Origin of the sequence: Gilliamella apis (genome assembly GCF_030758615.1) — a bacterium.
Classification (GTDB): Bacteria; Pseudomonadota; Gammaproteobacteria; order Enterobacterales; family Orbaceae; genus Gilliamella; species Gilliamella apis_A.
Genome location: NZ_CP132381.1, coordinates 1083377 through 1098226, shown reverse-complemented (window position 1 = coordinate 1098226; position 14850 = coordinate 1083377). Strand labels below are relative to the sequence as shown.

The 14850-nt window shown below is 34.9% G+C and carries 11 protein-coding genes; 8 read left to right on the top strand and 3 right to left on the bottom strand.

Features of this window, described 5'->3' with window-relative positions; translation table 11 throughout:
* Positions 1–5 precede the first annotated feature (5 nt).
* A complete protein-coding gene (locus RAM17_RS05065; protein ID WP_110448258.1) occupies positions 6–2333 on the top strand; it encodes a zinc/cadmium/mercury/lead-transporting ATPase in 2328 nt (775 codons plus the stop codon).
* A 53-nt stretch (positions 2334–2386) separates the two neighbouring features.
* Here RAM17_RS05065 and birA read toward each other — a convergent pair whose 3' ends face one another.
* From birA to murB, 3 genes are read right to left on the bottom strand one after another with little or no spacing between them, the layout of a single operon-like run.
* Positions 2387–3340, bottom strand: a complete 954-nt coding sequence (gene birA, locus RAM17_RS05060; protein ID WP_110448259.1) for a bifunctional biotin--[acetyl-CoA-carboxylase] ligase/biotin operon repressor BirA — start codon at positions 3338–3340, stop codon at positions 2387–2389.
* Between the two features lie 8 nt (positions 3341–3348).
* Positions 3349–4461 carry an MFS transporter gene (locus tag RAM17_RS05055; RefSeq protein WP_110448260.1) on the bottom strand — a complete coding sequence of 371 codons (1113 nt, stop codon included), beginning with the start codon at positions 4459–4461 and terminating at the stop codon, positions 3349–3351.
* 49 nt (positions 4462–4510) lie between these two features.
* The gene (murB, locus tag RAM17_RS05050; protein WP_110448261.1) at positions 4511–5521 is read right to left on the bottom strand and encodes a UDP-N-acetylmuramate dehydrogenase; all 1011 of its coding nucleotides are present in this window, start codon (positions 5519–5521) and stop codon (positions 4511–4513) included.
* Positions 5522–6056: 535 nt separating this feature from the next.
* Between murB and RAM17_RS05045 the strand changes: the two genes are divergently transcribed.
* The 7 genes from RAM17_RS05045 (at position 6057) to RAM17_RS05015 (ending at position 14825) form a co-directional block, all read left to right on the top strand.
* On the top strand, positions 6057–7286 hold the full coding sequence (locus tag RAM17_RS05045) for a phosphopentomutase (protein ID WP_110448262.1): 1230 nt from the start codon (positions 6057–6059) through the stop codon (positions 7284–7286).
* A 57-nt stretch (positions 7287–7343) separates the two neighbouring features.
* Positions 7344–8057: a purine-nucleoside phosphorylase gene (deoD, locus tag RAM17_RS05040; RefSeq protein WP_110448263.1), complete on the top strand. Its 714-nt coding sequence runs from the start codon at positions 7344–7346 to the stop codon at positions 8055–8057.
* A 199-nt stretch (positions 8058–8256) separates the two neighbouring features.
* Positions 8257–9510 (top strand): nucleoside permease, encoded by a 1254-nt coding sequence (locus RAM17_RS05035; RefSeq protein WP_110448264.1) that lies wholly within the window; start codon positions 8257–8259, stop codon positions 9508–9510.
* A 335-nt stretch (positions 9511–9845) separates the two neighbouring features.
* On the top strand, positions 9846–11015 hold the full coding sequence (add, locus tag RAM17_RS05030) for an adenosine deaminase (RefSeq protein WP_110448265.1): 1170 nt from the start codon (positions 9846–9848) through the stop codon (positions 11013–11015).
* Positions 11016–11041: 26 nt separating this feature from the next.
* A complete protein-coding gene (locus tag RAM17_RS05025; protein WP_110448266.1) occupies positions 11042–13018 on the top strand; it encodes a bifunctional 2',3'-cyclic-nucleotide 2'-phosphodiesterase/3'-nucleotidase in 1977 nt (658 codons plus the stop codon).
* A gap of 181 nt (positions 13019–13199) precedes the next feature.
* Complete coding sequence (locus RAM17_RS05020) at positions 13200–13373, top strand: hypothetical protein (RefSeq protein WP_220000089.1); 174 nt, start codon at positions 13200–13202, stop codon at positions 13371–13373.
* Positions 13374–13523: 150 nt separating this feature from the next.
* On the top strand, positions 13524–14825 hold the full coding sequence (locus tag RAM17_RS05015) for a pyrimidine-nucleoside phosphorylase (RefSeq protein ID WP_110448267.1): 1302 nt from the start codon (positions 13524–13526) through the stop codon (positions 14823–14825).
* The last annotated feature ends 25 nt before the right edge of the window (positions 14826–14850 follow it).

The following is a 14850-nucleotide window of genomic DNA, read 5'->3' as shown; positions in this document are numbered from 1 at the left end:
ACGTTATGTTATATAATAACAAATCCACCAAAACTCACCATAATAATCACGACCATTGTCATGGAGATTGTCATAATATTGCTCATAATCATACACATAATTCCCAACATACTCATGAAACAAATCATGAACAGGCTATAGGACATTGTTGTGATGGGCATGATCATAATTCATCACAACAGTGTGAAATTGAAGATCCTCCCGAAGATCCTGAACGGACCAGTCAAGATGTTAAGCTTACCTGGAAAATTCAGGGTATGGATTGCGCACATTGCGCAAGTAAAATCGAAAACGGTGTAAAAATACTACCTAATATAAATCAAACCAAAATTATTTTTTCTACTGAAAAGTTAATTGTTTTTGTTCCTAAGCATGATGATGCAGTAATAAAAATGATTGAAGACAAAGTCACGGAATTGGGATATACCCCAATTTTTGAATCAACCCCTAACCATGTTCATCACCACGAGCATTCACATAATTTTGATAAAAAAGCATTTATTCCGTTAGGTATTTTAGGCATATTAATTGTTATTAGTTATCTTATTTTGTTGATGAACCATACAGTTGGAGAGTATGCGTTTATAGTAACAGCTGTTATTGGGATAATCCCAATTTTGAAACAGGCTATGGTGTTAACCCGTAGTGGTACACCGTTTGCTATTGAGTCTTTAATGAGCATTTCGGCGATTGGTGCACTGTTTATTGGTGCCGCCGAAGAAGCCACCATGGTCATCTTTTTATTTATGATAGGTGAAATGCTTGAAGGCTTCGCCACTAGTAAGGCCAAAAAAGGAATTTCGTCACTGGCAGAATTAATGCCTGATGAAACAGTGGTTATCATTGATGGTAAAAGAAAAACCGTTGCCAGTCATACATTAAAACCTGATGATATAATCGAAATTTCCTCTGGTGGACGATTACCTGCTGATGTTGTTTTGATTAGTGAACAAGCCAGTATTGATGAGAGCGCTTTAACTGGTGAATCAATTCCAGTTAATTACTTAAGTGGTGACAAAATTTTAGCTGGCTCGTTAGTGGTAGATAATACCATTCAACTTAAGGTAGTTTCGGAATCAGGACAAAATGCGGTCGATCGCATTTTGCAATTAATTGAAGATGCAGAGGATCGTAAAGCGCCAATTGAGCGGTTTATTGATAAATTTAGTCGTTATTATACTCCAGGCATTACACTATTTGCTTTATTAGTGGTAATAATTCCACCATTATTGATGGGTGCAGACTGGTATACATGGATCTATCGAGGATTAACATTATTATTAATTGGTTGTCCTTGTGCATTAGTCATCTCCACACCAGCAGTTATTACTTCTGCCTTATCTAGCGCGGCTAAATATGGGGTATTGATAAAAGGTGGTGCCGCACTTGAACATATTGGTTCAATCAAAATGCTGGCATTCGATAAGACGGGTACCTTAACCGAAGGTAAACCACAAGTAACAGATGTAATTAACCATCAATGTTCCATAGAACAGTTATTATCTATTGTTGCGGCTATTGAAAGCGGATCACATCATCCGCTTGCGAAAGCTTTAATTGATTATGTGAGGCAAAAACAGATCCCTTTTTACGAAGCAAATAATCGTAAGGCAATTGCTGGCGTTGGCATTCAGGGAGAGCTTGATCAACAAACTTATTTTGTCGTGTCACCAAATAAGATTGAAACAGTAGCAAACGCACTAAGTATTGAAGATCTGCAAACGATCAACCAACTTGAAGATAATGGTAAGACTGTAGTAGTCGTCACAACTGACCAACGATTATTGGGAATTATTGCTTTACAAGATGTACTACGAAATGATGCTTTGCCAGCTATCGGTGAACTTAAACAACTTGGTTTACAAACCTTAATGTTAACCGGTGATAATCAACGAGCAGCAAAAGCAATTGCAGGTAAATTGGGCATCGATTATCGTGCAGAGTTACTGCCAACTGATAAATTAGTAAAAATTGAGGAGATTGGACGCAATACTTCAATTGCGATGATTGGTGATGGAATTAATGATTCCCCGGCAATGAAAGCTGCAACTGTCGGAATAGCTATGGGCAGTGGTACTGATGTTGCACTTGAAACTGCTGATGCAGCACTGACTAAAAACAGTTTATTAAGTTTGCCAATATTAATACGCCTAGCCCGTTTTGCTAATCGTAATATTAAACAAAATATCACTATTGCATTAGGTATTAAGCTGATATTTTTAATCACCAGCTTATTTGGCGTAACTGGACTTTGGTTAGCTGTGTTAGCCGATTCGGGTACCACCGCGATTGTTACCGCTAATGCCTTGAGATTATTAAGAGTTAAAAAATAACAAACAATTAAATGGTGCCCCATTACAATTAAATGGGGCTATTTTATACAGTGCTATTCATCACTTCTTAATGAAATTTCCCCACCAATAAAAGTATTAGTTTTACCATTTTGTTCTAAGATTAATGCACCTTGTTCATTTATTCCTTTAGCAACACCACGAATGACATTATCACCAATTAATAATTTAACTGGACGATCAACAAAATTGTCGAGTCGTAGCCAATCATCAAGAAATGGTGCTAAACCATGTTGTTCAAAGTCAGTAAGTTTTGATGTTAAGTTCTTGACCACTTTGGCCACTAATAAATTGCGGTCAACTTTACCTAAGTTAGCCCATTTCTGATTAACAATATTAGGATCGGGATTAGTCATCATTAAATTGACACCAATACCAATAACAACATGAGCACAGTCACCTGTTTTACCAGCAAGTTCAACTAATATACCCGCAAGTTTTTGATCATCTAGATACAAATCATTAGGCCATTTAACTTTGATATCTTGACCAGAAATTGCCCTTAACGTATCAGCCATTACAATACCAACCACTAAACTCAGTCCCATAGCAGCAGCAATGCCCTGATCGAGTCGCCAATACATCGAAAAATAAAGATTACTGCCAAATGGTGCGAACCATTGACGCCCTCGCCTGCCTCGGGCTTTGGATTGAAACTCGGCAACACAACTGTCACCCGTTGTTAATCTTTCTATATTATTTAATAAATATTGGTTAGTCGAATCAATGATAGGCAACACTTCGACGTGACTATCTGCGCCATAATAGTTATCGATTTTAGTTTTATCGAGTAAGTCAATAGGTGATGCTAAGCAGTAACCTTTACCTTGTACAGAAGATAAAGTAATCCCCCACTCTCTTAGTACTTTGATATATTTGTTGATACCCGCACGAGTAATACCAAATAGATTAGCTAACTCTTCACCAGAATGAAACTCTCCATCAGCTAATATATTAATCAGCTTCAATGGATTTTGGTTACTGCGCATTAAATCCCTCACTTTTTGACTAACAATAAAACAACAAAATATAGTGAAATTATAGCAAAACTGATGAATAAATAAGTATTGCTTAACTTATCCATTATAAAGGCTATAACCGCTGGTGCAACTAAACTACCAAGAGTATTAGTTAATAACATCGCTTGATTCATTGATACAATTTCTTGTTTGCGTACACACGAACAAGCCCACGCCATAGATATTGGATAAATGGTATAAATGGTTGAACCTAATAAAATAATGGCTAATACGCCACAAACATTAAATATCAGCAAGCTACAAGCAAACATCATTAAGATTGATTCGACCAGTAGCACTATACGCCTTCCAAACTTGTCAGCACACCAGTTGGCAGGCATTTGAGCAATAACACCTGAAAGTATCAGCAATACCATCCAATTTGCTACTTGATTATCAGTATAACCTAAGTGAGAGTAGTAAGCAGGCATTAGTGAATAAAGTGATCCAATTAACATACCAGCAATAGCACAACCAATTAAACCAACTCGAGAAGGTTTGTATAATATCATTGGCATAATATTAAAACTGCTTTTTTTCTTTTTCGGCAATTTATAGTGGGTTAGCAATATAAATAAGATGGCTAATCCCATTAGTACGGTAATCACTAAACCAAAATAGAGTACGTCTTGCGGAAAATATTGTAGCAATGCTTGTCCTAATACAGTACCTAAGTAATAGGTAGTTAGATATACAGCAAGCATTTTTCCTCGGGTGCGTACTGTACCAGTGACTAAAATACAACTTTCAATCACAACCCAAGTGACAGCACAGGCAATACCAATAAAAAAACGCCATATTGCCCAACTGTAAAAATCCATAGAGAAACTTAAACCAATTGTGGCAATCGCAAAAATGATGCAACTGTAGGTATAAGTAAATCTGGCGTTAAATCGGCTAATAAACCAATTTGCCATAATCGTGCCAAGCAAGTTACCAGTGAAATAGCTTGAACCAACTAAACCTATCTGTCCAAGCGAAAAATCTTCACGGACTAGCCAAAGCGGCACTTGCGTATTGAGTGCCGATAAGGCAATGGTAACAAATAATAAACTTGTTAATAAAATAGGAAATGAATACGAATGTTTCATAGTTTTATTGTTTATAAGTAGTTTTATTATCTATAAAGCGTTTGCCACTTTATAAAAAGTTATCCACGTCAATTTCACCTGTCGAGCCCATAAATCGAATTTCTGGCGATAGGTGCACCGAGAACTTTTGTAATACTGCATCTTTGATATAACGCGCTAACGCAACTACATCTTGCGCTGTAGCATTATCTTTATTGACTAATACCAGAGCTTGTTGTTGATGAACTGCTGCACCACCAATTTGATAACCTTTTAGACCACACTGATCAATTAACCAACCAGCAGCTAATTTTATTTGATTATCTATTTGAGGATATATAGGCATTGATGGGTATTTTTCAAGTAGTTTATCAGCAAGTTTTTTATCTACCACGGGATTTTTAAAAAAGCTACCACCGTTACCGAGTACTTTTGGGTCTGGCAATTTACTACGACGAATCTCACATACTTTGTCGAAGATCATTTGGGCTGTAACATTCTGCGGATCAAAATTTTTTAATTCCCCATAAGTTAGCACTGGGGTCCACTGTTTTGGTAATTTAATTCCTACATAGACAACCGCATAACCTTCGGCGTATTTTTGTTTAAAAATACTTTCACGATAACCATATTGACCATCAGTAATGCGAATAATTTGACCAGTCGCAAATTCAAGCAATTCAACATAATCTGCTACTTTTTCAAATTCAACACCATAAGCACCAATATTTTGGATTGGTGCAGAACCAACACATCCAGGAATCAGAGCTAAGTTTTCAAGTCCAGAAATATTTTGGTTAATAGTTTGAGCAACAATATCATGCCAATATTCACCGGCACCAACTTTTAAATGCCAGTGTGTTTGCGTTTCAGTAATAGTTAATCCTTTGATTCGATTAACAATGATTGTGCCAGCAAAATTTTCGGTAAATAACGTATTACTACCTTGCCCAATCATCATGATTGGCTGATTATTGGGGTTGTTTTTCCAAACTTGCATTAGTTGTTCAACTGTTGCGATAGTTTCAACTTGTTTAGCATAAACATCTAAGGCAAAAGTGTTAGGAATTTTTTGATTCATTAATAATGACCTTTTATAAAAACAGACTTTTAATTTTGTTTAAACCAATCTTATTTGGCATTTTTATGAATTATTCCATTTGTTTGATTAGTTTTAGCGTTTAAAAACATCAAATTAATGGCTTTATCAATTGCATATATGATATAGCTTCTTTATGCAATTGTATTTACTCTTCATTTAGTTACTATTTTAGCACAATGCAAAACGATCTTTTATTTATTAAAATTTTTTTACAGATCTTAATGAGTTACTTGAGCAAAAAAGTGCCAAAAGATTAAGCAAATAATCAAGTAATGTAGATCGATCTCTTTTTTGTTTTTTTTTATCATGTATTATAGTCAGCCAAGCGATCTTTTTTATAAATTGAGTTAAAATCTATTTTACTCAAACTAATGGTAAACGTTATTATTAAAAGGCTTTTAAAAAGCTGATAAATCAGTCATTGATCCTATTTTCTAAAGATCATGGCTTTAGATGGCTTAATAATTTAGAATTGTTGCTATATTTAAAAAGTAGTTGAGATTTAGAGGAAAATATGAAAAGAGTTTTTATTATGATCCTCGATTCCTTCGGGATCGGTGGTGCAGAAGATGCAAAAAAATATGGTGATGAAGGTTCTAATACATTAGGTCATATTGCCGAAGCTTGTGCTTTAGGTAAAGCTGATAACGGCCGTCATGGACCATTAAGTTTACCAAACTTAGGAAAGTTAGGTTTAATTGAAGCTGCCTACGAATCAACTGGTTCATACCCAAAAGGAATGGCTACTGAAGGTAATGTTATTGGTGCTTATGGCTATGCCAGTGAAATTTCATCAGGTAAAGACACACCATCAGGTCACTGGGAAATCGCTGGTGTTCCTGTGCTATTTGATTGGGGATATTTTACTAATACTACTAATAGCTTTCCGCAAGAATTATTAGATAATATCGTTAAACGCGCCAAGTTGCCTGGTTATCTTGGCGATTGTCATTCATCAGGTACAGTGATTCTCGATGAACTTGGCCTTGAACATATGGCTACTGGTAAACCTATCTTTTATACTTCCGCTGATTCTGTGTTTCAAATCGCCTGCCATGAAGAAACTTTCGGTTTAGATAAGCTTTATGAAGTGTGTGAAATTGCTCGTGATGAACTTAATAAAGGCGATTATAACATTGGCCGAGTTATTGCTCGACCATTTTTAGGTAATAAACCAGGTGAATTCGTGCGTACTGGTAATCGTCATGATTTAGCTGTTGAACCACCAGCACCGACGATGATTAAAAAATTGGTTGATGAAAAACAAGGTAACGTTGTGTCAATCGGTAAAATTGCTGATATTTACGCCGAGGTAGGTATCACAAAGAAAGTGAAAGCAACTGGCATTGAAGCACTATTTAATGCTTCACTTGATGAAATTAAACAAGCTAAAGACAACACTATTGTATTTACCAATTTTGTTGATTTTGACTCATCATACGGCCACAGACGTGACGTTGCTGGTTATGCTGCAGCATTAGAATATTTTGACCGTCGTTTACCTGAAATGTTAGAACTGATTCAACCTGGTGATCTATTAATTATTAGTGCCGATCATGGTTGTGATCCTACTTGGCCGGGAACAGATCATACTCGTGAACATATTCCTGTTTTAGTTTATGGTGATAGTGTTCCTGCTGGGTCATTAGGTCATCGAAAAACATTTGCTGATATCGGACAAAGTGTTGCGGATTATTTTGATTTATCACCGATGGATTATGGTGAGTCATTTATTCGCAAATAGTAAACTGTTTTTTTGTTAGTGTAGTAACGTATTTTAGACATAAATCAGGAGAGTTAAATGCCTACCCCACATATTAACGCCGCCGATGACGCTTTCGCTCAAACGGTTTTGATGCCCGGCGATCCATTACGCGCTAAGTTTATTGCCGAAACTTTTTTAGAGAATGCTAAAGAAGTAACCAATGTTAGAGGAATGCTAGGTTTTACCGGTGACTATAAAGGTAAGAAAATTTCTGTTATGGGGCATGGTATGGGCATTCCATCCTGTTCTATATACACAACCGAACTGATTAAATTTTATGGTGTTAAAAACATCATTCGTATCGGTTCCTGTGGCGCCATCAGCCCCGCTGTCAATCTTGGTGATGTGGTTATTGGTATGGGTGCCTGTACTGATTCAAAAGTCAATCGGTTACGTTTTAAAGATCATGATTTTGCTGCGATTGCTGATTTCGGTTTAATTTGTAATGCAGTTAATGCTGCTAAACAATTAAATGTTAATGTGAAAGTGGGTAATCTTTTTTCTGCTGATCTATTTTATAGCGTCGAGCCAGATCTTTTCGATATCATGGAAAAATACAATATTTTAGGTGTCGAAATGGAGGCCGCTGGTATTTATGGTGTAGCAGCAGAATACGGAGCTAAAGCATTAGCGATCTGTACTGTTTCAGATCATATTCGCAAAGGCGAAGCTATGTCATCTGAACAGCGCCAGCTGGGTTTTAAAGAGATGATTACAGTCGCTTTAGAATCGGTATTAGTTAATTCATAATAAATAATGGCAGAATATCTGCCATTTTTTTTGGTTACTCAAAAAAGAGGAACCAATAGTTTTAACATTGACGTTATTATTAACGGTAAATGTTGTTGAGCGTTATAACTAGGTTATTAATAGTAATAACAAAATTTTATCTTTATTCATTAATTTTTATCTAATAGGTTAGAAAGATCTCATTTAATAAGGAATCGAAATGAATACCAAGCTACAACTGAAAGTTATATTATTCTTACAATTTTTTATCTGGGGGAGTTGGCTAATTACCTTAGGCTCCTATATGATGATTAAATTAAAATTTACTGGTATTGAAGTTGGCGCCGTATATGGCACCATGGGTATTGCTTCAGTATTTATGCCTAGTCTGCTTGGTATCGTAGCTGATAGATGGATACCTGCTAATCGCTTATATGTGTTATGCCATTTGGTTGGCGCAGTAACCTTATTTATCGCTGCATCTATCACATCGCCATTTTTAATGATGATTGTGATGCTTATCCATTGCCTTGCATTTATGCCAACTATTGCCATTTCTAATTCAATTTCTTACTCTTGTTTAGAATCACAAGGACTAGACGTTATCGAACAGTTCCCTGCTATTCGAATCTTCGGCACTATCGGCTTTATCGTAGCAATGTGGATGGTTAGTTTTATGCAGTTAGAACTCAGTAATATGCAACTTTATATTGCAGCTGGTAGTTCAGTTTTATTAAGTCTCTATTCATTAACCTTACCTTTAATTGAAGTTGCAAAAAATGATGGCAAAGAAAAGTCTATTGTAAGTTCATTAGGTTTAGATGCATTTGTATTATTAAAACAACCTAGATTGGCTATCTTCTTTTTATTTGCTGTATTATTAGGTGGGATTTTACAAATTACTAATACTTTTGGTAATCCGTTTCTACATGACTTCGACAAAGTACCAGAATATGCTGATAGCTTAGTGGTTAAATTCCCATCAGTGTTATTATCTATTTCACAAATTTCGGAAGTTGTATTTATCTTATTTGTACCATTTTTTATGAAAAAACTTGGTATTAAATATGTCATGTTAATCAGTATGCTGGCATGGGTTGCTCGTTTTGGTTTATTTGCTTATGGCGATCCATCACCATTCGGCTTTGTGCTGTTACTGTTATCGATGATCGTTTATGGTTGTGCCTTTGATTTCTATAATATTTCTGGCTCAATGTATGTTGAAAAAACAGTATCACCTAACATCCGTAACAGTGCTCAAGGTTTATTTATGACAATGACTAACGGTATTGGTGCTTATTTAGGTTCAATGATTAGTGGTATTGTTGTTGATCACTATACTTCAGAAGCGGGTATTGATTGGCATAATGTATGGCTTGTCTTTGCAGGTTATTCATTAGTGCTTGCAATTATTTTTGTTTTCATTTTCCAAAATGATACCGCTCAGCAAAAAACAGAAACCATTAGCAGTTAACTAAAATAAAATTCAAGTCAAAGAACCTTCTTTGACTTGAAATATTCAATTAATATTATAGTAAATAGTTGAATCAGATTATTCGTTAATAACTTGATAACATCAACAATTAGGCAACCGTTAAATAGTTGCCTAATTCTTAACTAGGCTAAAATGTTACCAGCCTCACAGAAATTTGATAAGTCACACAAAATGTATGGAAAATAAGTGTCTTATCAAGGTAGAATAAAACGCTTGTAAATAGGGCTTCAATTCGGCTTTTATTACTTAAATCAATTACCGAAATATGACTATTACAAGTGCCCTATAAGCATAATTGAACAGATTAGAACTAGATGAATAAACAAATAATCCCAAAAGTTATACTTCATGAGCATGTAGAAGGCAGTATTACTCCCTTTATGGCTAAAAAACTAGCCGATAAAAATCATTTACCTTTTCCTGATTCATTGTGTTATCAAATCGGCGATTATAATGAGATCGAGTATAAAAATGGTCGATATAATTATGATGAATCTGACTTTGTTTCATTTATCCAAACCTATGATACTGTTTCTAACTTTGTTAAAAGTCCTGACGATTATTACCTAATTACCTATGATTTTTTAAGTAGAAATGCTAAACAAGGGTTAATTTATTGCGAATTATTTTTGTCACCTTATCATATTTGTGCAACAGAAAACCAAGGTAAAGTTGTTTGGGATCAAGCAAGATTTCAACAAACACTAAATCAAATGGATAAAGCAATCATAGATGTTCAAAAAGAGCATAATATAACCGTACGATATCATGTTATTGGTGTACGCCATCTTGGCGCCGATGTAGTATACGATACATTGCAATTTATCGAAAATAATCCGCATCCATTTATTACTGGATTTAATATTGCAGGTAATGAAAAAGCTGGGCATTTTGATGATTTTGAAAAAGCTCATCAACTTGCTGAAAAATTAAATTTAAAAAAATCCTACCATGCAGGTGAAATTGATTCGGCTGAAAGTATTATTCAAGCCTTAAAACATGGTGCAAATCGAATCGGACACGGTATCGCGGCAATTGAAGATGATAGCTTGATTAAACAATTAGTTGATAATGAAATCACGTTAGAAATAGCTCTTACCAGTAATCGTATTTTAGTCAATAATTTACATGGTGATATTCATAAGCACCCAATTCGACAACTTTATGATAAAGGGGTAAGAATTACCCTTAATACCGATGATGCTGGTATTTTTGGTACCGATATCGAAAAAGAGTATCAGCTAGCCGAGCAAGCGTTTCATTTTTCACGTTTGGAATTATTTGATATTACCCTTTGTGGAATTGATGCCGCATTCGTTGAGTCTAACGAAAAATCACGTTTACTCAAGGAGGTTCTATCTTGTTTTAACGACAATGATAAGCAATCTTTACAACAAGCAATTAATACTAAGCAGTATCATCCGGCTATTATTGCCAGATTAAAAAAATACCAAGATTTATTATTACAACATGTTAATGGATAACCATATCAGAAAAATAGGAAATAAATATGAATAAAACTCGATTAACCCTAAGCCTACTGACCCTATTAATTTCTGGAACACTGCAAGCTGCAACGGTTGATTTAAGAATTATTGAAACGACTGATCTGCACGGCAATATGATGAATTACGATTATTTTAAAGATCAGTATATTGATACCTTTGGTTTAGCTAAAACAGCCAATTTAATTCATCAAGCGAGGGAAGAGGTAAAAAATAGCGTATTAGTTGATAATGGTGATCTGATTCAAGGCAGTCCAATGGCTGACTATGCGCTTAATAAAGGACTAAATAAAGGTGATATTCATCCAGTTTACAAAGCCCTTAATACCCTTGATTATGTTGTTGGTAATATTGGTAATCATGAATTTAATTTTGGTTTGGATTTTTTACAAAAAAGTCTAGCAGGGGCAAATTTTCCTTATGTTAATGCCAATGTTTATGATGCAAAGAGCAATAAGCCTTTCTTTAAGCAATATATTATTTTAGATAAAAAAGTGGTTGATAGAGACGGTAAGCAACACTCTATAAAAATTGGTTATATTGGGTTTGTACCACCACAAATTATGCAATGGGATAAACTTAATTTGGAAGGTAAAGTGATAGTTAAAGATATCACTGAAACCGCCAAAAAATTAGTACCAGAAATGAAAGAGCAAGGCGCTGATATCATCGTTGCTATTCCTCACTCCGGTGTTTCTGCGGAACCTTATAAAGCATTAGCTGAAAACTCTGTTTATTATTTAACTCAAGTTGAAGGTATTAATGCCATTATGTTTGGCCATTCTCATGGCGTATTCCCAAGTGAGGATTTTAAATCGCTACCTAATACCGATATTAATACCGGAAATATTAACAATATTCCTGCAGTGATGCCCGGACAATGGGGAAGCCATTTAGGGGTAGTCGATTTAGTGATTGAGGGAGACAAATCTAACTGGAAAGTAGTTTCTGGTAAATCACAAGCCCGCCCTATCTTCGATAGTAAAAATAAAAAAGCACTAGTTGATGCAGATAAAAATATAACCAAGGTATTAAAAGATGATCATGAAGGTACCCGTGAATTTGTTGGTAAGCCAATTGGTAAGGTATCAACGGATATCAATAGTTATTTAGCCTTAATCGAAGATACATCTGCTTTACAGATTATTAGCGATGCCCAAATTGATTATGTAAAACAATTTGTTCAAGGTGATCCTGATCTAGATGGGTTACCAATTTTATCGGCTATTGCACCATTTAAAGCTGGCGGTCGCAAAAATGATCCTACAGCTTATGTTGATGTGAAAAAAGGTGATTTAACATTTAGGAATGCAGCCGATATCTATCTTTATCCTAATATTTTATCTGCCGTAAAAATTACAGGAAAAGAGGTTAAAGAGTGGTTGGAATGTTCGGCTGGTGTTTATAATCAAATTGACATCAATTCCTCAAAACCACAATATTTGATTAATTGGGATAAATTTAGAACTTATAATTTTGATACTATCGATGGAGTAAGTTATGAAATTGATATCACTAAACCAGCACGTTACGATGGTAGTTGTCAATTAATTAATCCTGAATCAGAACGTATTATAAACTTAACCTATCAACAAAAAACAATTGATCCAAATCAAGCATTTTTAATTGCTACTAACAACTATCGTGCTTATACCGGTGCATTCCCTGGTACAGGTGGTAAAAATGTTAAATTTAATTCACCTGATGATTTAAGAGTTATTCTTTCAGCTTACATTACTAATTACACTAAAAAACAGGGACAAGTTGATGTAACTGTTGATAGTAACTGGCGAATTGCACCAATTACCAGCCAAACTAATTTGGATATTCGTTTCGAATCATCACCAACTGATGAAGCTAAAACCTATATCGAAACACATTCATTGTATCCAACTAAGTTTGTTGAAAAAGATAATTTAGGCTTTGGTGTCTATCAACTTAATTTACAAGCACCAATAAATTTACAATCTAAAAAACAATAACATCTTGATGATGACAAGGATTATGACTATGCAAATTGAATAATTAATCGAACTAGCAAAAATAGCCCACTTTAAGGCTTATGTACCCTATCCTAAATTTCAAGTAGGTGCGGTATTAATAATCGAAGATGACGAAGCAATTTTAGGTTGTAACATTGAAAATACTTCCTATGGAATTGTTGTGATTGATTATACTAAAGAACCAATCTCAACTTATGTTGCTTGTCGTAAAATAATTATTGAGCTTTGTACTAAAGATATGCCAGAGATTTTGATCAATATGCAAGAGAAAATCCAAGAAACCACTGTTGGTGAATTGTTGCCTTGGTGTTTTTCACAAAGTGATTTAGATTAATTTTATTGTTGAACAATGTAATTTAACATATTGAAAAAGAAAAATAGCGATTGATGATAGTTAACCAAGATCAGCTCACTCATCAGTCCAAATTTTGGATGAGAAGAATATAATACTAATTTGCTTTATTAATATTAAGAGAGAAGTGTAATGAGATTTGTAGATATTATTGAAAAAAAACGTGATGGTAATGCTTTAACAACCGAAGAGATTCAATTTTTTATAACTAACTATACCAATGGTTCTATTCCTGATTATCAAGTCAGTGCCTTACTTATGGCGATTTATTATCAAGGCATGACTTCAAAAGAGTGTGCTGATTTAACTAGTGCGATGATGTATTCAGGGGATACCGTTGATCTATCATCAATTAAAGGCATTAAAGTTGATAAACATTCAACCGGTGGTGTGGGTGATACAACTACTTTAGTGTTAGCACCATTAGTTGCTGCATTAGATATTCCAGTAGCTAAAATGTCAGGTCGTGGATTAGGCCATACTGGTGGAACGACTGATAAATTTGAAACAGTACCGGGTTTTAAAATTGAATTAGATAAACAAGAATTTATTGATCAAGTTAATCAAAAAGGTGTCGCTGTTATTGGTCAATCCGGCAACCTAACCCCTGCCGATAAAAAACTTTATTCATTACGTGACGTAACAGGTACGGTTAACTCTATTCCTCTTATTGCTAGCTCAATTATGAGTAAAAAACTCGCAGCTGGTGCAGATGCTATTGTTTTGGACGTTAAAACAGGTGACGGTGCTTTAATGAAGACCATGGAAGACTCAGAAAAATTAGCTCATGAAATGGTTAATATTGGTAATCAAATTGGTCGTAGAACCATGGCGATTATCTCTGATATGTCTCAACCTTTAGGTTATGCGATTGGTAATGCGTTAGAAGTTAAAGAAGCCATAGATACATTAAACGGCCATGGTCCTGCTGATTTAACTGAACTGGTATTAACACTTGGCAGTCAAATGGTGGTGTTAGCGAATAAAGCTGAAACACTAGATGAAGCAAGAAAAAAACTACAAGAAGTGATTAAAAATGGTAAGGCCATTGAAAAATTCAAAACATTAATTGAAGCTCAAGGTGGTGATAGTTCAGTGGTTGATTACCCGGAGAAATTAGCTAATGCGCCTTACCAAATTGATCTACCAGCGCAAAAAGCAGGTTATGTATCACGCATTATTGCTGATCAAATTGGTATTGCTGCGATGCAACTGGGTGCAGGTCGAGCAACTAAAGAAGATGTTATCGATCCTGCGGTTGGTATCGTACTACATAAAAAAGTAGGTGATAAAGTTGAAGTAGGTGAAACACTGTTAACTATTCACGCAAGTAGTGATCGTATTGATACAATAAAACAAAAACTATATGACAATATTACTATTAGTGATAGCGCTGAACAGCCACAATTAATTTTTAAAGTAATTACGGAATAGCTTTAATAAATACGGATTCAGGAGA

Bases quoted from the DNA above. Each gene is read 5' to 3' on its own strand.
- RAM17_RS05065 (WP_110448258.1), top strand. From the start codon at position 6: ATGTTATATAATAACAAATCCACCAAAACTCACCATAATAATCACGAC.
- birA (WP_110448259.1), bottom strand. From the start codon at position 3,340: ATGCGCAGTAACCAAAATCCATTGAAGCTGATTAATATATTAGCTGAT.
- RAM17_RS05055 (WP_110448260.1), bottom strand. From the start codon at position 4,461: ATGAAACATTCGTATTCATTTCCTATTTTATTAACAAGTTTATTATTT.
- murB (WP_110448261.1), bottom strand. From the start codon at position 5,521: ATGAATCAAAAAATTCCTAACACTTTTGCCTTAGATGTTTATGCTAAA.
- RAM17_RS05045 (WP_110448262.1), top strand. From the start codon at position 6,057: ATGAAAAGAGTTTTTATTATGATCCTCGATTCCTTCGGGATCGGTGGT.
- deoD (WP_110448263.1), top strand. From the start codon at position 7,344: ATGCCTACCCCACATATTAACGCCGCCGATGACGCTTTCGCTCAAACG.
- RAM17_RS05035 (WP_110448264.1), top strand. From the start codon at position 8,257: ATGAATACCAAGCTACAACTGAAAGTTATATTATTCTTACAATTTTTT.
- add (WP_110448265.1), top strand. From the start codon at position 9,846: ATGAATAAACAAATAATCCCAAAAGTTATACTTCATGAGCATGTAGAA.
- RAM17_RS05025 (WP_110448266.1), top strand. From the start codon at position 11,042: ATGAATAAAACTCGATTAACCCTAAGCCTACTGACCCTATTAATTTCT.
- RAM17_RS05015 (WP_110448267.1), top strand. From the start codon at position 13,524: ATGAGATTTGTAGATATTATTGAAAAAAAACGTGATGGTAATGCTTTA.